Genomic DNA, 25790 nt, shown 5'->3' on the forward strand with positions numbered 1-25790 from the left:
AGTGAAAATTGGGCGTTGCGCACGGAAACGACGCAACGGATCTGCTCAAAGTCGGGGAAAGCTGCGCTGCACTTGCAGCATGCCGATCCCGAGCCAAGCCCGGAAGTCCGGGAAGGTGTAGAGACTGGATGGGCAGCACCTGTAGACCCTCGCGGTCCATGGTGAAGGGACAGTCCAGACCACGAACGCTTCGATGCGGCGGCGAAAGCCGAAGTGGTATGAATCCTGGGGTCGGGGGTTCGAATCCCTCCGTGGACACCACTTTTAGGTCGATTCCCGGCAATCCACGGCCGGATGAATCGAGTACAATGATTGCGTGTAGTCAGTTATCGCGACTCTCGCGCCTGCATCCGGTCGGTTGGCCGCAGTCGATTGCGCTTTTGTAACACCCGCCAAAAAATTGAATCGACCTTATTTCATGTCTTGTTCTTTCCGGCACGATGCCTGAAGAATTGTCGATCGATTAGGGTATCGATTCGGAGCTTGCCCATGCGTGGAATGCGAGCGGCCTTGACCGCTATGATCCTGGCCGCGTCAGTTACTTGCAGCCTCGCCGAAAGCAGCTCTCCCTTCATCTATTTCGCCACTGAAGATCCATTCGCTGTTGGCCAGCCGACAAGAAACGATATTCTCGTCCTTGGCGGCGTTTTTGCGGAAGGCTCCTTCGGAAGTACACTGAACCCGTTCAGCGCAGACTACACGGACAATTATATGGCCGGCGTTTCATTCGGACGGGATTTCGCCGACATAGGCGCCGGTTTCGTACTCGGCGGCGTCGTCGGCACCGCGGTACGATTTGGCGACGACGATGATACGACGGGCGAACTCTGGGCCGGTGTGCGTCTTCGCCATCACGGTTTGGTCATCGGCGATCTGGCGATAGCGCCCGCACTTACGGTGGGGCTGAGCGCGGTCACCGGCCCGACCGAGGTCGAGCGGCAACGCGAGATCCACTATGATGGCGATGCCAGTTTCCTGGGCTTTCTCGGCCCCGAACTGTCGTTCAGGCTCAGACAAGCGCCAAATTTTGAAGTGGTTTACCAGCTTCATCATCGCTCAGGTGCCGACGGAACGTTCGGAGATATGGGCGAAGGCTCCAATGCCAGCATCCTTGGCGTGCGCTATCGCTTTTAGATCGTCACGCGCCCGCAGAACGCACAAAGGGTGTGATCCAAATCGACGTGCGTCCAGACGGATGCATATTGTCGACCTATCTTTTTCTTAGAGCGCCGTGCGTCCAATCGGACGCACAAAGGACGCTCTACACATTGATTGAGCATCGGACTTTTTCCGAAAACCGGAATTCGGCTTTTCGGTCCGATGCTCCAGCTCTCCACTTCCTCTGGAACAGCGTTCACACCAGGCTTTTGCGCTTGCGTGTCCGTAGCGGTTTTTCGGCGGCCTTCTCGGCCGCCGGCATATTCTGTTCGACGGTCACGCTGAGACGCTGGTAGATGCCGAGCCCGACCATCAGCGCAACCCCGCCGAAAAGCAGAAATGTCGGATAGATCATGGTCCGCACGTCGGTCTTGCTCGCCTCAAACACAGCCACCAATGATTCCAGGAACACCGCGACCGCAATGGTGGTGATGAACTTGGTCATGCTGCGCCTGGCCTCCCCCGCCTGGCGCATTTCGCGACCCCTGATCGATTCCTCCTCAAGGAGGTATTTTCCGACATCGAAGACGGCGATGGCGATGACCGTATATCCGACCGCTTCAAGCAGGGTCGAGCCGATTGCCATGTCGGGTTGACGGTAGGCCGCCGTCACCTGTGTTCCTGCGTAGATAATCAACGCGCCGGCAAGCAGCATCAGCGCGATGCTTGCGAAACCGAATGCCATTCGGGTGATGACCTCGAAGAAACGCATGTTCACACCGCCGGCTGGAGGACGGGCCGACGCATGGTCTTGGCATCGGCCGACATTGTTCGACACTCGGCAACGCTCCGCTCGCGCAAACGGTTCCGCGACGCGACGCCCCGGAACCTCAGCGCGCGCCTGCCGTTGCTGTTACGTGAGCTCTGAAAAGCCGACCCGCAGCCAATCATGACCAGCGAAAAACCGATCGCATCCACCTTGACCGAGCTTCCGTCGCTGGAAGCCCAATGCACGCGTTGCCCGCTCTATCGCGACGCCACGCAGGTGGTCCCAGGCGAAGGACCTGCGAATGCGCGCATCATGTTCGTCGGCGAGCAGCCCGGCGACAAGGAGGACCTTGCCGGCCACCCCTTCGTCGGGCCAGCCGGAAAAATGTTCGACAAGGCTCTGGCGGAGGCCGGCATCGCGCGCGACACCGTTTTCGTGACGAACGCCGTCAAACATTTCAAGCACGAGTTGCGCGGCAAGAAACGCCTCCACAGGCGACCGGACGCGTTCGAGATAGACCGATGCAAATGGTGGCTCGAACAGGAAAGCGCCCTGGTCAAGCCCGCGGCGTTGGTCGCCCTCGGCGCAACCGCGGTTCGAAGCCTGATGCAGCGGGCGGCAACCATTTCGGCCCTGCGCGGGCGGCCGCAGCAAACCCCGGACGGCACTTTGCTGTTCGTGACGATCCATCCTTCCTATCTGCTTCGCATTCGCGATTCCGACGACAGGACGCGTGAATTCGCGGCATTCGTCGATGATCTCGCAACAGTCCGCAAGGAGGTGTCGCGGCGCGAATGACGACCCGGCGGTTATTTTTCGGAGCTTGCCCGCTCCAACCAACGAAGCAGCACCAGCTCCTCCTCCTCGAGCCCCTCAGGAAGAGCGCGGAGCCTGCGCCTGATGGCTGCCAGCTCATCGCCAAGCCGCCCCTCGCTCCAGGTATCCATGACGATGGGATGGATATAGCATTGGCGGCAAACGGCCCGGGTGTTGCCAAGACGCGCCGCGACCTGGTCGACCACAAGGTTCATGGTGGTGGCCATCTCCCGCTTCGTTCCCGGCAGTTCGGTTTCAGCCAATAGCTGCGCGGCCGTCATGGTGCCGCCCCACGTCCTGAAATGCCTGGAACTGAAATCGGCCTCGCTTGCCTGCCTGATGTAGTCATTGACATCCTGTGAGGCAATCGCCCGCCGGAGGCCATCCGAATCGAGGTACTGAAAAAGCTGCTGGCCGGGCAGATCCTGCACGCCCTTGACGATCCGGGCGATCCGCCTGTCGCTGATCTTGAGCTTCCATTCCTTGCCGGATTTTCCGCGAAACGCAAAGCGCAGGGTCGACCCGTCGACGTCGACATGCTTGTCACGCAACGTCGTCAGCCCGAAACTGCGGTTGTCGCGCGCATAGGACGCATTGCCGATACGGATCATCGAATTGTCGAGCAGCCAGACGATCGAGGCGAGCACGCGCTCATAGGGCAGGCCGCGCTTGCGCAGATCGGCATCTATGCGCTGTCTTAGGCGCGGCAGCGCGCGCGCGAAATCCGTCAGGCTCGAATATTTGACCTCGCCGCGATACGCCGTCCACTCGGGATGATATCGATACTGCTTCCGTCCGCGCTGGTCACGACCTGTAGCCTGGATGTGCCCCCTGGCATCCGGCGAAATCCAGACGTCGGTCCATGCGGGCGGGATTGCGAGACTTTTGATCCTGTCGAGCGTCGCCGCATCGGTGACTTTCGTTCCGTTCGCCTCCTGGTACCAGAAGCCCCTGCCCGCCTTGCGCCGGGCAATTCCGGGCTCCGTATCGCTGCAATAGACCAGGGATGCCGCGCGGGCCGCCGCCTCCGCTGCGGCTTCCGCTTCAGTATCGAAGGATTTCGACGGCCCCGTCAGCACGAAATTGTCTCCACGCCGAAGATCAAAGCTGGTCGTTATAGGGCGGTTTCGTTCGGCCCACGGCCCTGGCCAATTCGGAGAAGTTCAGATTGGCGCCAGCAAGGGTATCGTTTGAGATCTTCAAAGCGCGAATTGCAAAACAGACCGCATGCCTTTCAGGTGGCGACATGCCTTCGGAAAGATGTTCGTCGGAGGTGGCAACCGCCTCCGCTTCCTTCAGGGCCTGGCCGATTTCGTCGCGGCTCAAGACGCCCTTGTCGACCAGCGCCTTGTTCAGGAAGGCCACGGCGAGGATAAGGCCTTCAATCTGGAGATTGGCCACGTTCATGGGATCGGTTCCTGCAGTTGGAGGGCGTTTGTTCAAGTGTTCGGCAAATGCGGTGTGTGCTGCAAATCCTCTCTCGGAACGATTTCGAAGCGCACCTTGTGCGGATCGAACGCGCCGTATTCGGCAAGCACCTCGACTGGCTGGTCCGGCGTCTCGTAGGCCCACATTACGTCTTGCGCCGCCTGTCCGCCCGCACTCACATTCCAGTAGCTGGCGGTGCCCTTGTGCGGGCTTTTCGTGGCTGTATTGGAGCGCGTCAGGAACTCGAAATAAATGTCCCTGAAAGGCACGTAGAGCACCGGCTCATAACCTTCTTCGCGCAGGATCAGCGCGTCGTCGGTCGAAGCGACCATAGCGTCGGCAAAGCTGACATTGACGGTTCCGGCAAACCGCTCGACGGAAATGTCCGGCCGGCCGATTTCGGGATTCAATTCTCGATCGTCATTCATGACAGTCCTCCTGTCGCCGACAACGTGCGACAGACCTGCCTGTTCCGTGAGCAGGGAATTGTCGCTCGCAGGAAAAAGAACCGCCGCCATTCAACCTTCGGCTCCCTCACGCGTTGGTTTGGGACAACCCGAGCGGAGAGACAGAATGCCGACAAAAAACACGGAAAATGGCGAAGGCGCGAAGGCCGCAGCAACCAAGCAACGAAAAATACAGAAAGATGTCGCAGCCGCCGAACAGGGCGACCAGAGCAAGGAAGGGCAAGGTCCCGCTCAACTGGGAGCGCGGCGCTACCCCGAACCGCCCTTTCCCAAGCAGCACCATTGGAAACCCGGAGAGGAGCGCAGGATCGAACCGGCTCCCATGTACGAAGCGCCCTATTATGAGGGATCGAGGAAGCTGGACGGGAAAGTCGCGCTGATCACCGGCGGAGATTCCGGCATCGGCCGGGCCGTGGCGGTGCTGTTTGCGAGGGAAGGCGCCGATGTGGCGATCGCCTATCTCGACGAACATGCGGACGCCGAGGCGACAAAAACGTCCGTCGAGGCCGAAGGCAGGCGCTGTATCCTGATATCGGGAGACGTTGCCGACCGCGCCCATTGCCGCAAGGCGGTGGCCCGCACGGTCAAGGCGTTTGGCGGGCTGGACATCCTCGTCAACAATGCCGCGTTCCAGGTCCATTCCTCGCAATTCGAGGATTTGACGCCGGAGCATTTCGACACGACGCTGAAAACCAACCTCTACGGTTATTTTCACATGGCGCAGGCGGCCGTCGAATATATGAAACCAGGCTCCGCGATCCTCAACACCGGCTCGATCACCGGCATCGACGGCAGCAAGGAGCTCATTGACTATTCGATGACGAAAGGTGGAATCCACGCCTTCACGCGCGCCCTTGCGGCCAATCTGCTGCGGCGCGGCATAAGGGTGAACGCCGTGGCACCGGGTCCGGTGTGGACGCCGCTCAATCCTTCCGACAAGCAGGCCGAAGATGTTTCGCAGTTCGGTGCCAAGACACCCATGAAGCGACCGGCCCAACCCGAGGAAATCGCTCCGGCCTATGTGTTCCTGGCGTCGGCTCAATGCTCCAGTTACATCACCGGCGAAATTCTCCCGATTATCGGCGGTTATTGACGAGGCATTCTCGCCGAGCTCTATCCGCGACCGAGGAGGCCGATTTCGACATCGCACGCAAAGCAAAGTTCGAACCAGTGCATGGAAGGCCAATAAGGCGGATCTGCACGAAACTGCTCACGGGCACGGTGAGGCTTGTAGCGGGCGGGCTGGCCATCGCCGCGATATTGTTTCTGCACTATGCGGTTCTGGAGAGAGGTGACGACCCGACAGCCGTCACCCAGATAGAGCGCAGCGGTAAATAAGGTGCGGCATCTACATGGTGGGCTGCGGGCGCGGTTTCGGCGTTGGCACCGGAGTAGGGCCCGGTACCGGATCAGGTGATGGATCGGGAACGGGGGTTGGACCAGGATAAGGAAAAGGTCCCGGCTCGGACGGCCCCGGCGGATTTGGGCCCGGCCCGATTTGCCCGCCCAGCAGGGCGGCGTTCCCCAGTCGAGTTTTTACCGATACGGCGAACATGGGCATTCTCTCGTAGCGCAGCAACTTCGGCGAAGCGAACCGACGTTATCGGCCCGCTTCGGATCTTTGCGCGACCTATTCGGCGGCCTGGATATTGATGTTGCTTTCCGCCATTTCGGTCAGCTTCTTGTCGGTTGCTTCCTCTTCCTTGAGGTTCTTGGCAAGAACGGCGGCGCAATCGGTGCGGCCAAGCTGCTTGGCCCAGGCCATCAGTGTGCCGTAACGCGTTATTTCGTAGTGCTCCACAGCCTGAGCCGACGCGATCAGCGCGGCGTCCAGAACCTGCTTGTCGTCGATATCGCCGCTGATGTCGTTGGCCTCTTCAAGGATGCCGTCGATGGCAGGGCAGTCGACGCCCTTGGCCTGGACACCATGCATTTCGAATACCTCTTCGAGGCGCTCGATATGACCCTTGGTTTCCTGAAGATGCTTTTCAAAGCCTGCCTTCAGGCTGGCGTTCGTTGCCTTGTCGACCATCTGGGGCAGCGCCTTCTCGATCTGCTTTTCGGCATAGTAGATGTCGCGCAGCGTATGCACGAAGAGGTCGTCCAGTGTTTTTATGTCCTTGGAAAAAAAGCCCATCGCTTCGTTCCTTCCGCTGTCTGTTGTTGGAGATTTGGCGAGTCCGGCCGAACCGGCCCTCTGCTCGGCCGGGCTTGCCCGGTCTGCAGTTTGAACGCCCCTCAACACCCCCGGTTCCTTAAAAACGGTTGCGGGAAACGAATTAACCGGCAACGGTGAAACTGAGCGGTCTATTCGACCAGAACCCCGGCGTGGGACGCCAGCGCCGCAAAGGCTGTGCGTGCCTCCTGCACGGTTGCGTGGCCTTCCATCGCCGCCTCCACGACCTCACGCGCGGACTGATAGAACGGGCCGCGCCTGGCGTGCGGCCAGTCGATCAGGATGTCACATGCATCCCGAAGCGAAGTCACTTCCCTGATGGTGTTTGCGTCTCCTGAACGAACCCGAAGGCTATGCTCGAATGCGGCATCGACAGTCATTGGCAAACCTCCTGCCTTCGGGGCTGACTTCAACGCCTTGCTGCAAAACTGGTTGCATCGCGGCCCGACGGGCGGACCACCGAAACGCTACTTGATCAGAGGTCCCGTGAACCGATCAAGCCGCGGTGTCGGGCGTGGTGGCGTATCGGCCACCAGAATGCCGGTGATCCGCGCAAAGCTCATCAAGGATTTGCGCGCATCCTCCGCTGGGATCTGACCGGCACTCGCCGCAAAGCAACTGTTCAGAGCGCACCGGTATACCGGACCGCGCCGGCCGACAGGCCAGGACTGAAGAAACGCCAGCGCTTGCCCGACGCTCTCTATTTCTTCGATCTCCTTGCCCGGATAGGGTAACAATCTTACCGGTATGGCGAATTGCGGGTTCATCGCGTTTCTCCGAAGCTTTCTTTTCCGCCCGTCAGCCCGCGTTCGTCACTCCATCAGAATATCCGCGTCCCTGGCCGCCTGCATGAAATCTTCGCGCGCGACCCGTGCGTCCTTCAGGCCGCGCAACACTTCAAGGCAGCTTTGACGCGCCACACGATGCGTCCTGCTGCCGGGAGCAGGCCAATGATTGAGCAGAAGATCGGCGGCCTCGCGCGCGTTGGAAACATAGTGAACGGTGCCGAAAACGCCCACAGACACCGTCACGGGCTTATCGAACCAACCCTGCTCCATGGCATTACCCCATCCACGACATTGCTTAACGCAGAGAGGCGGAAGAAGTTGCAGGCGTCGCCGGAGCTGCGCGGACGGTCATCCCGCTTCAATCAAGATTGCTCGTCGAGCATTCGTAGACCGTCGCGCCCGTTTCGGCGTCGATGCCGACAAGGCTGACCTCATAGCCCCACAGGCTGCGGACATGGCGCAAGGTGGCGTTGCGGCTGCTTTCGACCAGGTTGACGCCGCGGCGCACCTTGTGTTGCAGGCGCAAGAGCCGGTCTCCCAGCAGATTGACGTCGACCACCTGGATATCGGGCTGGCTGGCGCCGATGTCGAAACTGTGGGCGAGCGACGCCCGCACGGCTTCATAGCCGCGTTCGTCGTGAATGGAGGTGACTTCGTAGTGACTGTCCTTCGCCTCGTCGGCGAGCACGAACAGCCGAAACTTGCGCATCAATCTCGGGCTCAGATACTGCAGGATGAAGGATTCGTCACGATGATTGGCCCAGGCATCGAGCAGCGTTTCGCGCCAATTGCCATTGCCGGCGATGTCGCCGAACCAGTCGCGATCCTCCGCCGTCGGGTCGGTGCAGATGCGTTGTATGTCCTGCATCAGCGCGAAGCCTAGCGCATAGGGATTGATGCCCGAATAGCGCGGATCGTCGAACGCCGGCTGGAACACCACGTTGGAATGGTTCTGGAGGATCTCCAGCATCGTGCCTTCGCTGATCCGGCCGCGATCGAACAGCGTGTTCATGATGGTGTAGTGCACGAAAGTGGCGCAACCCTCGTTCATGACCTTGGTCTGCCGCTGCGGATAGAAATATTGCGCGATCACCCGGACGATCCGCAGGATTTCCCTTTGCCAAGGCTCGAGGACCGGACTGTTCTTTTCCAGGAAGTAAAGCAGGTTCTCCTCAGGCAGGTGAAGAGCGGACCGGCGCTCCGACGCACCGTCCTCCGTATCTGCTTTTTCTTCTTCCTTCGGTCGCGGCAGCGTCCGCCACAGATCGTTGTATGAGCGGTCCTCATATTCCAGCCGCTCGCGGGTTCTCTCCCGCTCTTTCTGCGAGGAGAGGCGCGGGGGACGGCTGTGCCGGAAAACCCCCTGCTCCATGAGCGCGTGGGCGGAATCGAGAATCGCCTCCACCTTCGATACGCCGTAGCGCTCTTCGCATCGCGAAATGTAGCTCTTCGCGAACTCCATATAGCTCAGGATCGCGCCCGCTTCGGTCCACTGCTGGAACAGATGGTTGTTTTTGAAGAAATGATTGTGGCCGAAGGCGGCATGGGCGGTCACCAGCGCCTGCAACGCCATCGTGTTTTCTTCCATAAGGTAGACGATGCAGGGATTGGAGTTGATCACCAGTTCGTAAGCCAGGCCCCGGCGGCCCTTGCGGTAGAGATGTTCCTCCTGGACGAAATGCTTGCCGAACGACCAGTGCCGATACATCAGCGGCATGCCGATCGACGAATAGGCGTCCAGCATCTGCTCGGAGGAAATGATCTCCATCTGGTTGGGATAGATGTCGAGGCCCAGATCATCCAGCGCCACCGCCTCGATCGCGTCATAGACGCGCGACAGCGTGCGGAAGTTCCAGTCGGAACTCTGGAACAGGAGGCCGGAACCTTTCGAGCGCTTGTCCACCTTGACCTGCCCTCAACTCGTCTTCGCCGAAGCCCGCTGCTTCGCAAACAACTGGTGAAAAACCGGATAGATGTCTGCCGGCTTGGCGATCCGCGTCATCTGGAAATTCGCCCATTTCTCGCTGACCGTGCGGTAGGCTTTCCACAAAGTGGTGCCGTTGTCGGCCGCCCTGAAAATATCCCGCTCGCGCTCGTCGATGATCTCGACATAGGCGTAATATTGGCAAAGCTGCATGACTTCGCTGTCGAGAAGGGAGACGCAGCGCTCCGAATCGTCGGCGAAATTGTCGCCATCCGAGGCTTGCGCGGCATAAATATTCCAGTCCCGGCTCGCATAGCGCGCGTCGATGATGCGCCGCATCTCCTCCAGCGCCGAGGACACGACCGTGCCGCCGCTCTGGGTGCTGTAGAAGAAGGTTTTCTCATCGACTTCCTGCGCCTCATGCGTATGGCGGATGAAGACAATCTCCGTCCGTTCGTATCGGCGCTTGAGGAAGAGGTGCAGCAGCACGAAGAAGCGCTTGGCCAAGTCCTTCTCACGTTCACCCATGGAGCCCGACACGTCCATGAGGCAGAACATGACCGCCTTGGCGTTGGGCAGCGGCTGGGCTTCGAAGCGGCTGAAGCGAATGTCGACCGGGTCCACATAGGCAATCAGTCGGCGCCGGCGCTCGAGTTTGTCGAGTTCGGTGCGCAGCGTGGCGATACGCTGGCGAATGGCTGGCGGCGGATCGAGCTGCTGCTCAAGCGTCGCAAGCTCCGCCTCCACCGCCTCCACTTCCTCTTTTTTCGGCCGCTTGAGCGCGATGCGGCGCCCATAGCTGTTGCGCATGGTGCGGCCGACATTGATGTTGGTCGGCGCGCCGGTCATGGCGAAGCCGGCGCGGCGCGGCTTGAAGGCAACCACTTCCTTCAGGTTCAGCTTGACCATATCTGGCAGTTCCAGATCCTCGAAGAACAGGTCGAGCACCTCCTCGCGCGACAGCACGAAGCGGAAATCGTCTTCGCTCATGCCGCCCCTGGTCGGTTCGGAGCCGCCGGCACCACCTTGCTGGCCCTGTTTTGGGATGCGGTCGCCGGGCCCATAATGCTTGTTGCCCGGCAATACGAAGTCGCGGCGTCCGCTCCCCTCCTCGTTCTGGAAACGATGCTCGGCGGTACCCTTCGTCGGCACGGGTACGACGTGCTGGGTATCGATGTCGGTGATCTTGCCGGTCTTGACCTGCTCGTTGATCACCCGCTTCAACTCGGCCCGCGCCCTTTTGAGGAATCGCTGGCGGTTTCCGAGGCTCTTGTCCTTCGGATTAAGACGCCGATCGATGAAGTTTGGCATGCGCTAACCCTCCGCGCCGTCGGTCAGCCTGCCTTGTTCACCCGCATATACCAGTCCACCAGACGCCGTACCTGCCGTTCGGTATAACCGCGCTCGACCATCCGCTGCACGAACTCGGTGTGCTGCTTTTCGGTGGCGCTGTCCTTCTTGGAACCGAAGCTGATCACCGGCAGCAGATCCTCGACCTGCCCGAACATGCGCTTCTCGATGACTTCGCGCAGCTTCTCGTAGCTCGTCCACGACGGATTGCGGCCATGGTTGCGGGCCCGCGCCCTGAGCGTGAACTTGACCACCTCGTTGCGGAAGTCCTTCGGATTGGCGATGCCAGCGGGCTTTTCGATCTGCGAAAGCTCGCTGTCGAGGACATCACGGTTGAGTATCTGGCCGGTGTCGGGGTCCTTGTAGTCCTGATCCTCGATCCACGCATCGGCATAGGCGATGTAGCGGTCGAACAGGTTCTGGCCGTACTCGCTGTAGGACTCCAGATACGCCTTCTGGATTTCATGGCCGATGAACTCGGCATAGCGCGTGGCCAGCTCCGACTTGATGAAATCGAGATAGTTGCCTTCCATCTCGTTGGGGAACTGTTCGCGCTTTATCGCCTGCTCCAGCACATACATGAGATGCACCGGATCGGCGGCGACCTCCTTGGTATCGTAGTTGAAGGTTTCGGACAGGACCTTGAAGGCGAAGCGCGTGCTTACGCCCGTCATTCCCTCGTCGACGCCGGCGGTGTCGCGATATTCCTGCATCGACTTGGCCTTCGGGTCGACATCCTTGAGGTTTTCGCCGTCATAGACCCGCATCTTCGTATAGAGCGGCGAGTTCTCGTGTTCGCTGAGCCGCGTCGAGACCGTGAAGCGGCTGAGAATCTCCAGCACCTCGGGCGCGCAGGGGTTCTTTGCCAATTCGCTTTCGCGCAAGAGCTTCTCGTAGATCTTCTGCTCTTCGGTCACCCGCACGCAATAAGGCACCTTGACGACCAGGATTCGGTCGAGGAATGCCTCGTTGTTCTTGTTGTTCTTGAACTGCACCCACTCGGACTCGTTGGAGTGGGCCAGGATTATGCCCTGATATGGGAAGGCGCCGAAATTTTCCGTGCCGTTGTAGCTGCCCTCCTGGGTCGCCGTCAGCAGCGGATGCAGCACCTTGATCGGCGCCTTGAACATCTCGACGAATTCCAGCAGGCCCTGCGTCGTGCGATTCAGCCCGCCGCTGTAGGAATAAGCGTCAGGGTCCGCCTGGCTGAAATTTTCGAGCTGGCGGATGTCTACCTTTCCGACCAGCGAGGAAACGTCCTGGTTGTTCTCGTCGCCGGGTTCGGTCTTGGCGATGGCGACCTGGCGCAGGCGCGACGGCATCAGCTTGACGACATTGAACTTCGAGATGTCGCCGCCGATTTCCTCGAGTCGCTTCACCGCCCACGGTGAGATCAGGCCGTTCAGCCGGCGGCGGGCGATCCCGTATTTATCTTCAAGAAGGTCGGCCATGCGGTCGGGATGGAACAGGCCAAGCGGCGATTCGAAGATCGGGCTGATCTCGTCGCCGATCTTCAGCGTATAGATCGGCCGCTGCTCCATCAGCTTTTTCAGCCGTTCGGCAAGCGACGACTTGCCACCGCCGACCGGGCCAAGGAGATAGAGGATCTGCTTGCGCTCCTCGAGGCCTTGCGCCGCGTAGCGGAAGTATCCGACGATGCGCTCGATCGTATCCTCCATGCCGTAGAATTCGGAAAAGGCGGGATAGATCTTGATCGTCCGGTTCATGAAGATGCGGCCAAGCCGCTCGTCAGCACTGGTATCCACCATCGTCGGCTCGCCGATCGCCTCGATCATGCGCTCAGCGGCCGTCGCGTACATATGGCGGTTGTCGCGGCAGGCGAGGAGATACTGCTGCAGGCTCATCTCCTCCTTCGTTTCGCTGGCATAGATTTCCGAAAAGAGGCTGAAAACGTCAGAATCGCGCGTTTGCATGATGAACTCTCGCAATAGGGCAGTTCCGTTGGACGGGATCGTCCGCGTTGGGTTCCTGCTTAGTGAGTGAACAGTTTTCCTCTCTCAAAGTTCCCTCACAAATGTGCCACTATTCGCGTCAGTTGTCGCCCGAGAAAGCTACAAAAGACGCATTTCGATTGTTTGGGGAACAGTTTCATTTTTCGTTAAGAGCATTCGGCTCGCAGTTGCCATCGCCGGTCCGCACAAAACTCGAATAGCCTAAACCTGAAGCACTATCCGGATTGATCGTAATCAGCCCACCAACGCCTCCTGATCGAGATATGTGAGATCGAACCCGGTGATCTCGATCAATCTCTCCATATCGAGGAAAGTGACGAAGCCGTCGCGAAACACCAGAAGGTTCGACTCGCGCAGCTGCCGCAGGACCCTGTTCAGATGGATCGCAGTGATCCCCAAGGCGTCGGCAAGCGTGTTCTGGGAAAGCGGGCATTCGAAACCTTCCGGCAAGTCGCGCCCGACAAGCCGCATGCGCGCCCCAAGCTCCAGCAGAAAATGCGCGGTACGCGCCAGAGCGTCGCGCCGGCCGACGTTGACAAGATGCTCGACCACCATCGCCTGGTCCCGTGACATCGCCCACATCACCGCCGCGGCCAGCCGGGGCGTGGTGCGAAGCGTATCCCACAGGCGCTCGGCGATGATGCGACTTACCTCGATATCGGTCAGCGCCACGAAACTGTGATCGGACTTGCGAAGCAACAAGCTGCGCAGCCCAAGAAAATCGCCGGGAACCTGGATATCTATTACCTGCCGGGCCCCATCCTGCAGGCGCTTGTAGGAACACACCCAGCCTTCGCGCAGAACATAGGCGGCATGGCCGTGCTGGCCCTCGTAGACGACCTCCTTGCCGGCCGAGATCGTTGTGCGGGGCCCCTGAAAGCGCCCCATCATTGTCATGTCTTCAGGTTTTAGAGTGGCGAAAGCCCCAAGTTTTAGAGAAAGCGCATCGGGGTGGAAGGACATTATCTAGGCCCACATCCGATTGCGGTTTTCCAGAACAAGATTATCCCCTACGTATTCACCCCTGAACCAAACCCCAATAATTAATAGTCTCCGCACATTGGATGCGCGGAAAAAAGAATGAACTGAAGATTATACAATACGTTTGCGAATAGCCCAGTATCTAAAGCTCTCGTTTGTTCTCTAGTCTAGTCGCCTAGAGATTCTACAACGAGGTTGGTCAGGATAGAGCACTTTCTAATTTATATCAATAGTCACGTTGCCGGCTTGGCAAATTCTTGTCTCGTGTGGCATTTTTGTTCGTCCACATGGCTCCGCCACCTTCACGATCTCGTGAGAGCTGGGAATGCCCCCCCCTTTGATGTCTGGCTTATTCGCCAGCCTCATAAGGCAAGTCCACGTTTTGCGATGCCCTCAGCGACACGTCGAAGCGCTGCCTTCAAATTGCCCAACTCTGCCGCACTTGTTGATGCACTGCCTGCAGCAAAGGCTAGCCGCACATGCACAAAATATAGGCGGATCAACGCGCATATTTTCACGATGTGTTGATTGTTATCCATATCGGTTATCTATTTCTGTCAGCAAGCTGCTGAATTCATTGCTTCATCTGGATGGCCTAGATTCAATTTACGTCGATTGGGAGAGGCAGATTTCATCTAGGTCCCGCACATCGCGGCATTTAACCAAAGCAAACCGGAATAAAGTTACAAACTGTCCGATAAGTTCCAAAAAATAAGCTTACCGTCCATTAACCCAAGTTAATAATCCCAATTGTCTAACGGTGTAGTCTCTGATGAGGGTTAGGGCCGCCTTACTGCATGCCGGGCGACATTAGATTGTATCGGCGTGCGCCTCGTGAAGGTTTTTGATGGCTCAACGTGGTTCAAGGACGGGACCGCGATACTATAGTCATGGCCCAATGTGGTGAAGCGCAATGTAACGTTGTTAGGGGACCATCTATGACTTCGACAGCAACAGCAAATGCCAACCATACTCAACTAAACCATTCGGCTTCGGCGGAGCATAATCTTGCCGGAAGAGCGGCGGAAGCGGATGGGCAGCCCCGCCTTTCCCTTGTCATCATCGACAGTCGTGCACTCGACCGGGAATGCTTCGCGCAAAGCATCATCGCACACGGCGTGGGCATGGAAGTATCGGCCTTTGGCTCCATTGAAGAGTGGAAAAGGCAACAGGAAGAACTGCCGTCCGCGATCCTGCTCAATGCGGGTGGCAAGAAGATCAAGGATTCGACGGTCGGCGAAGAGATAAAGGCGCTTGCGGCGGAACTCGGCTCCGCTCCCGTCATCGTGCTGGCCGACACCGACGATCTGGGCGAGATACTGACTGCGCTGGAATATGGCGCTCGGGGCTACATTCCTTCCTCGGTGGGCATCGATGTCTGCATCGAAGCCATCGAGCTGGCGCTTGCGGGCGGCACCTTCGTGCCCGCCAGCAGCGTGCTTGCCATGCGGCAATTCCTCGATTCGGGAAATCAGAACGCCCGCCCCATGGCCAGCATGTTTACCGCGCGCCAGGCCGAGGTCGTCGAGGCGTTGCGGCGCGGCAAGGCAAACAAGATCATCGCCTATGAGCTCGACCTGCGCGAGAGCACCGTCAAGGTGCATATCCGCAACATCATGAAGAAGCTCAAGGCCACGAACAGGACCGAAGTCGCCTATAAGATCAATGATCTCTTTCCGGGCGAGTTTCCCGCCGCCGATGGATCGGCTTCCTCGCGCAGGCTGGGCTTCTGAAGCCCGCCGCATTTCGCCGCTTCTCTGATCCAGGCGGAATGCGTCAGTTCAGGCTTGAGGGTGTTGCCCTGCGTCCAAAGTGGCGCATGGCGCCGACAAGCCCTGTCCGCGGCGGCGTGTCGCGTAGGAGTTGAAGCACGCCACCGCGAACGGATTTCGCCGGCGCAAGTTACTGCGCCGGCGAAATCCTGAACCGCCCCGCCGGGAGCGGCAAAACGAGGGAATTACCCTCGATTACAATCCGGTTCCACGCACCACCACGACGGCCGTCATCAGCAGGATGCGGATATCCGTTCCGAGCGACATGATCTTTGCATATTGGGTGTCGTGCGCCGCGCGTTGCGCAAAAGAACATCCATTGCGCTCACCGATCTGCCAGAGCCCGGTCAGGCCGGGCCGCATATCGAAATAGGCGGTTTCGGGATAAAGCGGGCGCTGTTCCGGCGACATGGGTCGCGGTCCCACAAGGCTCATTTGCCCCAGGAAGACATTCCATAATTGGGGCAGTTCGTCGGCCGAATATTTGCGCAGATAGTGTCCGAGCCAGGTAATGCGCGGATCCCGGCGGAGCTTTTGGGTGAGATCCCATTCCAGCCGCGCCTCCGGATTCTGCGAGAGGTATTCCTCGAGACGGCGCTCCGCATCCGGGACCATCGAGCGCAGCTTCCACAGAACGAACACCCGGCCATCCTTGCCGAGACGACGTTGACTGTAAAAGGCATGGCCACCATCGAGGCGCACGAGCAGCGCCAGGATGCCGATGATGACAAGCGTGATCGGCGCACTGACCAGCACCGCAACAAGATCGATGGCTCGCTTGACGACGGCGTACCCGGAAGTCGGCCTGACCCTTGCCCGCGCGAGCGGCTCGACCGGATATTCGAGAGGGTGCGATGTTGAAACTTGCCCCGGCATGTGCTCGCCCCAATAGAGAAGACGTCAAAATGCACGACAGCTCGGGGCCAGGGCCTTCAGCACGTATTCATGATATTATTTGATTGACGTTGCTTTGCTTGTAAATGTATCTTCTTTCAACACGTCAATCATTTTCCCGGAAACCAAGCTGTTGGCAAAAAATTTACGATACTGACCGATTTTCGTCTTTAGATAATTTGATCTAAATAGAAGGAGCGAGCACCGGGAGGGCTCGATAAATCCGGTTTTGGACCCGGATTTGAGACACCTGGAAGCACGCCGGCCAGTATTGGGATCGGTATGGGGTGCACGGCTTCGCCGTAGGGCGAACCCGGGTTGTCGTGCTTCGCCCGCTCGGATAGGCGGACTCAACCAAAGGGATTATGCCGGCAGCTTCACTTTCGCCGCACCACCCCTATCGACGGTCTACCATCCCATGCTCCCGCAACTGACAATGGCTTTCCTGCCGCGTTGCGGCGACCAAAGGGGCTGGGTGAGTTGGGCGATATAGATCTACGCTTCTACCTGTCGATCTTCCTGAGGCGGCTGCCTTATTTTCTCGCTATCGCCCTTTCGATTTCTGCGATCGCGGTGGCCGTTGCGCTGCTTTTGCCGTCGGTCTACCGCGCCAGCGCGCGGATTCTGGTGGAGGCGCCGCAGATCCCCTCAGACCTTGCCCGCCCGACAGTGCCGTCCAACCCCATCGAGCAATTGCAGATCATCGAACAGCAGATCACGACGCGCGAAAACGTTCTGACCCTTGCCAGGAAGCTGAACATTTACGGAGACGAAAAGGCTGAGCTGTCGGATGCGGATATCGTTCAAGACATGCAGGAGCGGACCAATTTTGCGCGTTTGCAGCAGGACACGCCGGGCGGCGACGGCGCTATCATCTTCAACATATCGTTCGACGCACCCGACCCTCGACTGGCCTCCGACGTGGTCAACGAGTTCGTCGCGCTCATCCTGCGCAAGAATGTACGTCTGCGCACCGGCAAGGCCGGAGACACGCTGCAGTTCTTTGAACAGGAAGTTGCAAGGCTCGGCGCTGACCTTACTCAGATCGAAGGCGAGATTCTGAAATTCAAGAACGACAACAAGAACGCGCTTCCGGACAGTCTGGACTTTCGCCGCGTCCAGCAAAGCAGCCAGCAGGAACGGCTCCGGGCTTTGGAGCGTGAGGAAGCGGGCCTTCGAAGCCGACGAAACAACTTCATCCAGATGTTCGAAGCCACCGGCCGCGTCCCCAACCTCGTACCGCTGACGCAGGATCAGCAAATGCTGCAGGACCTGAAGCGCACATTGTCCGAGCAGCTGGTGATGTTCTCCGAAGCAAGCCCCAATATCGTTGCCCTGAAGACCCGCATAGCGGGCCTCGAAAGGAGCGTGCGGCAGGCTGCCGATGATGACAAAGGCGGCGGCAAGCGCGGTGTTTCCGACGTCGACCTGCAATTGTCCGACATCGACGAGCGACTGCAGTTCATCGAAGCCGAAAAAGCTGCGATCTCCAAAGATCTGGCGGAGCTGACCAAATCGATCGCGGCGACACCGGCCAATGAGACAATCCTGAATGCGCTCGACCGCAGCCGCGACAACGTCCAGACGCAGTACAATACGGCGACGGCGCGGCTCGCTGAAGCATCGACCGGCGAGCAGATTGAAATCCGTTCGAAGGGCGAGCGGTTCTCCGTGGTCGAGCCGGCAATGCCTCCGCAAGACCCGATCAGCCCCAATCGTTATCGCATCGCAGGAATGGGCGTCATTGGCGGTTTCGGACTTGGTTTGGGCCTTGTCGTGCTGCTTGAACTGCTGAACAGGAGCGTCCGGCGGCCGATCGAAATCGTGCAACTGCTTCAAGCCCAGCCGCTGGCCACCATTTCCTATATCCCGGCACCGGGTGAACGGCGGTTCATGACGTTCTTTCGCAATTGGCTCTCGAACCAGTTGACCAGCCCGAACGGGACATCACGAGCATCCTGAAGACCCCGAACACAGGTCAGAACCCGGACGATGGAACACATTCACGCAGCCCTGCAGAAAGCCAAGCAACAGCATGGTACGAAACCTGTGGTGTCGGCTGGGAAAGCGGCGAGCCCGCTTACGCCGGAAGGTGAAACGGTCTGGAGGAATTTGCGGCCGCTCAGCATCGATTTAAGGCTGGCTGCCAGAAACCGTCTGGTGACCGTAACCCGCTCGGACCCTGCTCATCTGCAGTTCGACATGATGCGCACCAAGGTTTTGCAACTTCTGCGCCAGAACAGATGGACCTCGATAGCTATCACGTCGCCGACGCCGGCCTGCGGCAAGACTGTCGTCAGCCTCAACCTTGCGTTCAGCCTCGCGCACCACAAGGAATGCCGCACCGTTCTGGTAGACCTCGACATGCGGCGGCCGCAGGTTGCCAAGACGCTGGGAATGGCCAAGCCGCCCTCGATCGAAAGTTTCCTGAAGGGACACAGCCAGGTCGAGGACGTATTCGTCCGCTACGGAAACAATGTCGCCATCGCCGCCAACAATCGCCCTGTCCGTTTCGCCGCCGAGCTGCTGCAGAGCCCGGAAACGGCGACGGCGCTGAAGGGCCTGAAGCGTAAGCTGCACCCTAGCATCATTTTATTCGACCTGCCGCCAATGCTCGCCAATGACGATGTCATGGCGTTCCTGCCGCTTGTGGATTGCGTCATCCTGATCGCGGCGGCCGAGCAGAGCACATTGGGAGAAATCGATATTTGCGAACAGGAGCTGTCGGAAAAATCCAAGGTGCTCGGCGTCGTCCTGAACAAGTGCCGATATGCTCCCGAAAAGTACGGCTACTGACGCGGATGCTGTTTTTCGCAGGGATTTCATGTCCAGCTCGTATCTGATCTATTCCGAGCACTTCGGACTGACCGGGCGTCCGTTCAGCCTGCGGCCGGACACCGATTTTCTCTACTGGTCGGCCAATCACACGCGCGCCTATTCCATGCTGGAATACGGGTTGGCGACCTTCGCGCCCATCACCGTCATCACCGGCGAGGTGGGCGCCGGCAAGACCACGTTGATCTGGCATCTGTTGCGATCGGCAACCCCCGACCTCAAGATCGGCCTGATCTCGAACGCGCACGGCGAACGCGGCAAGCTGATCCATTGGGCGCTGTCGTCGCTCGGGCAGCCGATCGGCCGACGGGTCGCCTATGTGGAGCTCTTCTCGCAGTTCGAGACCTTCCTGCACGCCGAACATGCGGCCGGACGCCACACTGTCCTCATCTTCGACGAAGCCCAGAACCTGTCGGAAAAGATGCTGGAGGAACTCCGCGGCTTTTCCAACATGAACGGCGACAGGGATGAATTGCTGCAGATCATCCTGGTCGGCCAACCCGAACTGCGCAAGACCATCGGCGGACCGAGAATGGTGCAGTTCGCACAGCGCGTGTCAGCCGACTTCCATCTGTTCGGCATGCCTGGCGAGGCGGTCGGCGACTATATCGCCCATCGCCTGGCGGTGGTCGGTGCCACGCATGAAATCTTCACACCGGCGGCCTGCGAGATCGTGTCCCGGGCAAGCCGCGGCCTGCCGCGTGTGATCAACCAGATCTGCGATTACGCGCTGGTCTATGCCTTCGCCGAAGACCTGACGACCGTTGACGACCATCTTGTCCGCCAGGTTGTCGCCGATCGCCGGACGCAGTTTCTTGACGTCGCCGCCATCTCCGCCTGATGTCCTATTCATCGGGCTGGTCAAGATGCGGGATAATGCCGCTGACCATTCAGGCTCAATCTTGAACGAAACAGATTTTGATATGCGCCGACATATTGTCGGGCCTCGGCGGGCCACTGAAATTCCCGCTCGGCAATTGCCCTCCCCGCCAACCCCATGTCTTTCCGCCGCTCTGGATCATCGATCAGTTCAAGTATGCCGTCGGCAAGCGCGCGTGGAGAGTGCTCCGCCAGCACCAATGCCGCACTCCCGGCTTCGCGCGTCGCCTGGCGAAGGTTGAACTGCACGAAGGGCAGACCGAGCATCATGTACTCGAAGACCTTGTTCATGGACAGCTTGTCGTTGAAGTCATTTGGCGGGTCAGGGATCACTCCGAGGTCAAGTGCCGACAGATGCGCCATGAGGGAAGGTCCGCTGAGATAGCCGGTGAAATGCACCGAGCGCCCGAGATCGAGAGCGGCGGCCATCGTCTGCAGCCGCTTCAGTTCGGGTCCGTCACCTATGATGATGCAGTGAACATCGTCTCGCTTGCGAGCGTACAGAATTTCGGCCATGGCCCTCACCAGGGTGTCTACGCCGTCCTGCTCACCCATGATGCCGATATAGCCAACGAGGTGTTTTCCCGGAACGACGAGCGACGGATCGGCCGCGATGCGCTGGAACTTGGCGGGTTCGGGATAACTCTTGACCACAATCACCTGGTTCGGATGCATGCCCCCGCGTGCTACGGCGATGTCGCGGAAAGTCTCATTGGTGGCGATGCTCGCATCCGCCATGCGAAATGTCTGCCGCTCGAGGAAGCACAACGCCCGGTACAGAAAATCCATTCGTCCGAATTTGCTGACATAGAGTTCCGGACTGAGGTCATGATGATCAAACACGAAGTAGGTCCCGAACAGAAGCTTGTGGACCAGTGCCACCAGGAACATCAGGTCCGGCGGATTGCATGCCTGTATCACATCGATGCGTTGGCGACGCCTCACCCGAAACGACAAGTAGATCTGGCAGGCGAGAGCGGTGCAGTATTCGCGAAGATATCCGGCGGTCGATCGCGCCTCCTGCAGCGGGTGGCGATATATGTGGATGCCGCCGATCACCTCATAGGACTTGTCATATCCCTTGCCCTTGGGACAAATCACCGACACCGTATGGCCAGCTTCGTTTAATGCCTGCGCCTCTTGCCAGACACGCCGATCAAACGGAACCGGCAGGTTTTCGACCAAGATCAGGATGTGGTGACGTTCCAATATTCTTGTCTCCCGCGCAGTTTGGTCGCGCTGCGGCGGGCGATCCTTTCGATGCCCTCGCGATAACAGGCGTCCAATGCTTCAAGACAAAACCTACTCTTCGGCGCGCGCCAGCCGCCAGTTGGCAAACGAGGTAGGCCGCTGCGCCTTTTGTTCAGGTGTCCTTAGCCGCGAGGCAGCAATAGATGGAGATGGGGCGCATGCGGGAGCGGATCGCGGCAGGACGGAGGTATTCCGCCCCGCCAGAGGCAAGCGGCCGGCAGTACTGTCCAATCCTGTGCCCGCTTCACGGCGGCTAGTCTAATCCTGGGAAGCAAATCCAGCGCCGTGCGGGGCAAGTTGCCAAAGGACCGCGGTGGCTTCTGCTACTGTCTGAACGCCCGGTTCATTTGGTCGGACAGCGGCTTCATGACGTAGGAGAGCACATTGCGCTCGCCGGTCTGGATGTAGACCTCGGAGGGCATACCGGGCTGCAGACGTCTGGCGTCGCGCAGGCAGGCGTTCTGGTCATCGAGCGTCATGCGGGCGAGAAAATAAGAGATCTGCCGCTCGCTATCGTTGATGAGGTCGGCCGAGACGCGCTGCACGGTGCCCTCGCATTCGGGCGTCGTGGCGACATCGAAGGCTGGAAACCGGATGGAGACCGGCTGCCCGGGCTTGACGTCATCGATGCTGGCTGGAGCAATCTGCGCGTCGATGACCAGCCGGTCCCGCGCCGGCACGATCAGCATCAGCGTCTGGCCAGGTGAGATGACGCCGCCCACTGTGTGGACTTGAAGCTCCTGAACGACGCCGGATTGCGGAGCACGGATCTCCGTGCGCGAGAGCTGGTCCTGCGCGACCACTTTCTGCTCGACCAGTTCCACCTCCGCGCCGTCGAGCTCGCGCAGTTCCTCGTTGACGTCCTTGCGCATATCCTCGTCGACCTGAATGGCCTGCAATTCCGTCTCGCTGATCTTGCCCTCAGTTTCGGCGATCGCCGCGGAAAGCCGGCCGAATTCGCCCCTGAGCCGCGACAGCTCGAGCTGCAACTCGCTGACGCGCTCGAGTGAAACCAGCTTCTTCTCGTAAAGCTGTTGCACACTGTTGTAGTCTTTCTCGACCAGCGTGGCGGATTGCTCGGTTGCATTGCGCTGGGCGATGAGGCCTTCGATCTGCTGCTTGAGCTGGCCCGAGCGGGCCTCGAGTTGCGACTTCTGGCCTACACGAGCTTTGGTGCGGCTTTCAAACAGCGCCTTCTCGCCAGCCAGCACGGATTCCAGCCCGGGCTCCGCCGCGCGCCGCATGAGTTCGTCCGGAAACTTGATCTCGGCAAGTCCAAGCCGCTCGGCCTGCAGCCGCGCCAGCCTGGCAACCGTGCGGTCATATTGCTGGGCGATGATCTGCAGGTTGGCGCGTGTGGTGGTCGCGTCGAGGCGGACAACCACGTCGCCAGCCGACACGTGGTCGCCATCGCGGACCAGGATCTCTCCGATGATGCCGCCGGTCTGGTGCTGCACCTGCTTGGAATTGCTCTCTACGACGACGTTGCCCATCGCGATCACCGCACCGGCCAGTGAGGTCGTCGCAGCCCATGCCCCGACACCGCCGACCAGCAGCACGGACACCGCCAGCCCGAACAGAACGTTGGCTCGGATGCCTTCGCCGGATTTTTTCGGACGAGGTCCGGGCAGCTTGGCGGGCGCAGCGCCGTCAGACACGTTGCTCCTTCCGGCGATGACGCCTGACTGGATCGAGCGAATAGACAAACCTATCTCCCCTCATGAAGAGGAACGACGGTACGTTCCCGGTGCGCGGCGGGTGGGGCGAACTGAGGCGTATCGGTCCGCAAAGCCCTGCTTAGGACCTCGGACTTTCGACCGAACGCCTGAACCTTACCACCCGCCATCACCAGCACCTGGTCGAGATTCACCAGCGTGGATGGGCGGTGGGCCACCACGATGACAATGCCCTGGCGACTGCGAACCGTCTGGATGGCCCTTGCAAGCGCGTTGTCGCCGTCCGCATCGAGATTGGAGTTGGGCTCGTCGAGCACCACCAGGAAGGGATCGCCATAGAGCGCCCGCGCCAGCCCGACCAATTGGCGCTGCCCGGCCGAAAGTGCCGTGCCGCCGGCGCCGATCCGCGTCCCGTATCCCTCCGGTAGCCTGAGGATCATTTCGTCGATGCCGGCTGCCTTAGCTGCAGCGAGAATGTCCCGCGCCTGGGCATTTTCGTCGAAACGGGCAATGTTCTCGGCAACCGTACCGTCGAACAATTCGATGTCCTGCGGCAGGTAGCCTATGTGCCCCCCCAACGCTTCATGGTCCCAATGTTCGAGCTTCGCGTCGTCAAGCCTGATCGCGCCGGATAATGAGGGCCATGCCCCGACGATCGCACGTACCAGAGTTGACTTGCCGGACGCGCTGGGTCCGATCACGCCTAGTCCCGAGCCGGCATGCAGCTTGAACGAGACGTTGTGGATCAGCGGCTTCTGCTGGCCGGGAGCTGCCACCGTCAGCGACTCGACGGAGAGCGTGTGCTGCGGCTTCGGCAATGCCATGGGCTGGGCGCCGGCGCCCAGCGCGGCCAGTGTTCTCGATAGTTGGGCATAGCCTTGGCGGGCCGACACGAAGCCGCGCCAGTTGGCGATGGCGATGTCGACCGGCGCCAGCGCCCGTGCAAGCATGATCGATGACGCGATGATGACACCTGCCGATGCCTCGCCGGAGATCACGAGATAGGCGCCCAGACCGAGAACCAGCGATTGAAGCATCATCCTCAAGGCACGCGTCATTGCGCCGGTTGCGCCCATCACATCGAAGACACGGCGCTGGTCGGCAAGGAAGCGCAGGCTGTGTTCGCTCCAGCGTTGGCCAAAGCGGGCGCCAAGGCCCATCGCCCGTATGGCTTCGGCGTTGCGGCGACCCGCATCAGCGTAGGAACTGCGCGAGATCACCGACTCGAGGGCCCGTCGCGAAGGCGCCCGCCCAAGCATCTCGGCCGCGAAAGTCAGCAAGACGATGATGGCGGCTCCACCCGTCGCCAGCAATCCGAGCATAGGATGCAGGAGATAGATGATGAGCAGATAGAAGGGGAGCCAGGGCAGATCGAAAAAGGCAGTCGGCCCCGCTCCGGAAATAAAGGACCTGATTTGGTCGAGATCGCGGATGGGTTGCACCCGGGCGCCCTCATGGCCCGTTCGCAAGGGCAAGAGCAGCGACGCCGCAAACGCCGGACCGTGCAGCCGCCGGTCCACCGTATTGCCGATGCGAACCAGAAGGCGCAGACGCACGAAGTCGAGAAGACCATAGATCGCGTAGAGCCAGACCATCACGATCGTGATGCCGACCAGCGTCGGCACACTCTGCGACGGCAGCACACGGTCATAGACCTGTAGCATGTAAAGCGAGCCGGTCAGGCCGAGGATATTCACCACGCCGGAGAAGATGCCGACGGCCAGCAGCGCCCCTGCGCAATAGCGAAACGTGGACCGCACTTGGTTGTTCGGCTTCATGCGCCCATCCTCGGCCGGGTGACCATGGATTCCCTGTCGCGCCGCCCGCTTTCAAATCTCAACATGTGACAGTCCAATTCCAAATCGTCCAAATCTGAGTGCATGCCTGACCAAACTGGCCCCGGCGATTGCGAAGTCGTTCCGAGTGAAGATCTCGGCAGTACTGCTCTTGTGAGTCCGGCTGGGTCCGGCGTTATTCTAAATCAGAACACTGCTCTGGCGCCGTGAAGCGCAATGCCGCCATAGTGGAGGCTGCCAAATGTCGAAACCGTCGACGGCGTTTACAGGCCGCAGCGCTGGGCTGCGGCCTGCGTCGGCGGGATGCGTGCTACAGGACGAAATCCTGAGCGCTCAGATTGACCAGCCCTTGCAACTGCATCTCGAAGTCATGCACGCCATCGCCGTTCAGGTCGCCCTGGATCACGGTATGGTCGTTGCTGGTGCCGGCCCTGTCCTCCAGATGCCAGGCCAAGGCGCCCTTGGCTCGGTCGAACAGTGCGTTTTCCTGCGCAATGAAGTGGAAGGTGCCATTGCCGGCCGCCGAGCCATTCGCGTCCATTGCAGAAAGATCGATCTTGTCGACGCCCTTCTGGAAGTCGGTGATGATATCCCTGCTGGAATCGGACCCGGCCTCGGAAGGTTTGCTGAACACGAAGCGGTCGGCGCCATTGCCGCCCGTCATCACGTCCTTTCCTCCAAGCCCGCTGATGACGTCGTTGCCGTCACCGCCAACCAGCTTATCGCCGTACCAGGTGCCTTTGAGAATCTGATCGCCCGGAGTAGGCGCAGGTTCAGGCGCAGGCCCAGGTTCCGGCGTGGGCGCAGGCTCGGGCGTGGGCGCAGGCGTGGACGTAGCCGACAGGACGAAATCTTCGGCGCTCAGATTGACCAGCCCCTTCAACTGTATCTCGAAGTCATGCACGCCATCGCCATTC

Annotated in this window: 24 protein-coding genes; 7 read left to right on the forward strand and 17 right to left on the reverse strand. The window is 59.8% G+C overall.

Translation table 11 applies throughout. From position 1 onward, the window contains the following. The first annotated feature begins 510 nt into the window (after nucleotides 1-510). Nucleotides 511-1134 (forward strand): hypothetical protein, encoded by a 624-nt coding sequence (locus ACLKMW_RS15980; RefSeq protein WP_415725470.1) that lies wholly within the window; start codon nucleotides 511-513, stop codon nucleotides 1132-1134. Nucleotides 1135-1354: 220 nt separating this feature from the next. Here ACLKMW_RS15980 and ACLKMW_RS15985 read toward each other — a convergent pair whose 3' ends face one another. Beyond that, entirely contained in the window at nucleotides 1355-1870 is a 516-nt protein-coding gene (locus ACLKMW_RS15985) for a GNAT family acetyltransferase (RefSeq protein ID WP_415725471.1), read from the reverse strand. Between the two features lie 177 nt (nucleotides 1871-2047). On the opposite strand from ACLKMW_RS15985, the gene ACLKMW_RS15990 reads away from it, so the two are divergent. Then, nucleotides 2048-2665 (forward strand): UdgX family uracil-DNA binding protein, encoded by a 618-nt coding sequence (locus ACLKMW_RS15990; RefSeq protein WP_415725472.1) that lies wholly within the window; start codon nucleotides 2048-2050, stop codon nucleotides 2663-2665. Nucleotides 2666-2676: 11 nt separating this feature from the next. Here ACLKMW_RS15990 and ACLKMW_RS15995 read toward each other — a convergent pair whose 3' ends face one another. The 3 genes from ACLKMW_RS15995 to ACLKMW_RS16005 are packed head-to-tail and all read right to left on the reverse strand — an operon-like array spanning nucleotide 2677 to nucleotide 4539. After that, nucleotides 2677-3762: a DNA topoisomerase IB gene (locus ACLKMW_RS15995; RefSeq protein WP_415725473.1), complete on the reverse strand. Its 1086-nt coding sequence runs from the start codon at nucleotides 3760-3762 to the stop codon at nucleotides 2677-2679. A gap of 22 nt (nucleotides 3763-3784) precedes the next feature. Next, nucleotides 3785-4090, reverse strand: coding sequence for a hypothetical protein (locus tag ACLKMW_RS16000; protein WP_415725474.1), 306 nt, complete (start codon nucleotides 4088-4090; stop codon nucleotides 3785-3787). Nucleotides 4091-4122: 32 nt separating this feature from the next. After that, complete coding sequence (locus tag ACLKMW_RS16005) at nucleotides 4123-4539, reverse strand: DUF427 domain-containing protein (RefSeq protein WP_415725475.1); 417 nt, start codon at nucleotides 4537-4539, stop codon at nucleotides 4123-4125. Between the two features lie 145 nt (nucleotides 4540-4684). On the opposite strand from ACLKMW_RS16005, the gene ACLKMW_RS16010 reads away from it, so the two are divergent. Beyond that, nucleotides 4685-5671, forward strand: a complete 987-nt coding sequence (locus ACLKMW_RS16010) for an SDR family oxidoreductase (RefSeq protein ID WP_415725476.1) — start codon at nucleotides 4685-4687, stop codon at nucleotides 5669-5671. A 537-nt stretch (nucleotides 5672-6208) separates the two neighbouring features. On the opposite strand, the gene ACLKMW_RS16015 is transcribed toward ACLKMW_RS16010, so the two are convergent. From ACLKMW_RS16015 to ACLKMW_RS16050, 8 genes are all read right to left on the reverse strand, one after another. Further along, nucleotides 6209-6715 carry a YciE/YciF ferroxidase family protein gene (locus tag ACLKMW_RS16015; protein WP_415725477.1) on the reverse strand — a complete coding sequence of 169 codons (507 nt, stop codon included), beginning with the start codon at nucleotides 6713-6715 and terminating at the stop codon, nucleotides 6209-6211. Nucleotides 6716-6885: 170 nt separating this feature from the next. Then, a complete protein-coding gene (locus ACLKMW_RS16020) occupies nucleotides 6886-7134 on the reverse strand; it encodes a DUF982 domain-containing protein (protein ID WP_415725478.1) in 249 nt (82 codons plus the stop codon). 87 nt (nucleotides 7135-7221) lie between these two features. Continuing rightward, nucleotides 7222-7521 carry a DUF982 domain-containing protein gene (locus tag ACLKMW_RS16025; RefSeq protein WP_415725479.1) on the reverse strand — a complete coding sequence of 100 codons (300 nt, stop codon included), beginning with the start codon at nucleotides 7519-7521 and terminating at the stop codon, nucleotides 7222-7224. 45 nt (nucleotides 7522-7566) lie between these two features. Further along, nucleotides 7567-7812, reverse strand: coding sequence for a DUF982 domain-containing protein (locus tag ACLKMW_RS16030; RefSeq protein WP_415725480.1), 246 nt, complete (start codon nucleotides 7810-7812; stop codon nucleotides 7567-7569). Between the two features lie 88 nt (nucleotides 7813-7900). Beyond that, nucleotides 7901-9445: a SpoVR family protein gene (locus tag ACLKMW_RS16035; protein WP_415725481.1), complete on the reverse strand. Its 1545-nt coding sequence runs from the start codon at nucleotides 9443-9445 to the stop codon at nucleotides 7901-7903. Between the two features lie 12 nt (nucleotides 9446-9457). Continuing rightward, nucleotides 9458-10777, reverse strand: a complete 1320-nt coding sequence (locus tag ACLKMW_RS16040; protein ID WP_415725482.1) for a YeaH/YhbH family protein — start codon at nucleotides 10775-10777, stop codon at nucleotides 9458-9460. A gap of 23 nt (nucleotides 10778-10800) precedes the next feature. Then, complete coding sequence (locus tag ACLKMW_RS16045) at nucleotides 10801-12750, reverse strand: PrkA family serine protein kinase (RefSeq protein WP_415725483.1); 1950 nt, start codon at nucleotides 12748-12750, stop codon at nucleotides 10801-10803. A 273-nt stretch (nucleotides 12751-13023) separates the two neighbouring features. Then, entirely contained in the window at nucleotides 13024-13680 is a 657-nt protein-coding gene (locus ACLKMW_RS16050) for a Crp/Fnr family transcriptional regulator (protein ID WP_415725484.1), read from the reverse strand. 1028 nt (nucleotides 13681-14708) lie between these two features. On the opposite strand from ACLKMW_RS16050, the gene ACLKMW_RS16055 reads away from it, so the two are divergent. Continuing rightward, complete coding sequence (locus tag ACLKMW_RS16055) at nucleotides 14709-15503, forward strand: LuxR C-terminal-related transcriptional regulator (protein WP_415725485.1); 795 nt, start codon at nucleotides 14709-14711, stop codon at nucleotides 15501-15503. 234 nt (nucleotides 15504-15737) lie between these two features. On the opposite strand, the gene ACLKMW_RS16060 is transcribed toward ACLKMW_RS16055, so the two are convergent. Further along, nucleotides 15738-16418, reverse strand: a complete 681-nt coding sequence (locus ACLKMW_RS16060) for a sugar transferase (RefSeq protein WP_415725486.1) — start codon at nucleotides 16416-16418, stop codon at nucleotides 15738-15740. 498 nt (nucleotides 16419-16916) lie between these two features. On the opposite strand from ACLKMW_RS16060, the gene ACLKMW_RS16065 reads away from it, so the two are divergent. From ACLKMW_RS16065 to ACLKMW_RS16075, 3 genes are read left to right on the forward strand one after another with little or no spacing between them, the layout of a single operon-like run. Further along, the gene (locus ACLKMW_RS16065) at nucleotides 16917-18398 is read left to right on the forward strand and encodes a GumC family protein (RefSeq protein WP_415725487.1); all 1482 of its coding nucleotides are present in this window, start codon (nucleotides 16917-16919) and stop codon (nucleotides 18396-18398) included. A gap of 30 nt (nucleotides 18399-18428) precedes the next feature. Continuing rightward, on the forward strand, nucleotides 18429-19232 hold the full coding sequence (locus tag ACLKMW_RS16070; protein ID WP_415725488.1) for a CpsD/CapB family tyrosine-protein kinase: 804 nt from the start codon (nucleotides 18429-18431) through the stop codon (nucleotides 19230-19232). A gap of 28 nt (nucleotides 19233-19260) precedes the next feature. Then, on the forward strand, nucleotides 19261-20112 hold the full coding sequence (locus ACLKMW_RS16075; protein WP_415725490.1) for an ExeA family protein: 852 nt from the start codon (nucleotides 19261-19263) through the stop codon (nucleotides 20110-20112). 20 nt (nucleotides 20113-20132) lie between these two features. Here the strand turns inward: ACLKMW_RS16075 and ACLKMW_RS16080 are convergent, their stop codons facing one another. The 4 genes from ACLKMW_RS16080 to ACLKMW_RS16095 form a co-directional block, all read right to left on the reverse strand. Then, nucleotides 20133-21359 (reverse strand): glycosyltransferase family 4 protein, encoded by a 1227-nt coding sequence (locus tag ACLKMW_RS16080; protein ID WP_415725491.1) that lies wholly within the window; start codon nucleotides 21357-21359, stop codon nucleotides 20133-20135. A gap of 365 nt (nucleotides 21360-21724) precedes the next feature. Next, the gene (locus ACLKMW_RS16085; protein ID WP_415725492.1) at nucleotides 21725-23107 is read right to left on the reverse strand and encodes an HlyD family type I secretion periplasmic adaptor subunit; all 1383 of its coding nucleotides are present in this window, start codon (nucleotides 23105-23107) and stop codon (nucleotides 21725-21727) included. Nucleotides 23108-23109: 2 nt separating this feature from the next. Further along, nucleotides 23110-24855 (reverse strand): type I secretion system permease/ATPase, encoded by a 1746-nt coding sequence (locus tag ACLKMW_RS16090; protein ID WP_415725493.1) that lies wholly within the window; start codon nucleotides 24853-24855, stop codon nucleotides 23110-23112. A gap of 328 nt (nucleotides 24856-25183) precedes the next feature. After that, nucleotides 25184-25790: M10 family metallopeptidase C-terminal domain-containing protein (locus ACLKMW_RS16095; protein ID WP_415725494.1), on the reverse strand; the 607-nt coding region annotated here is incomplete at its 5' end.

The organism is Borborobacter xinjiangensis, assembly GCF_047739745.1.
GTDB lineage: Bacteria > Pseudomonadota > Alphaproteobacteria > Rhizobiales > Rhizobiaceae > Pseudaminobacter.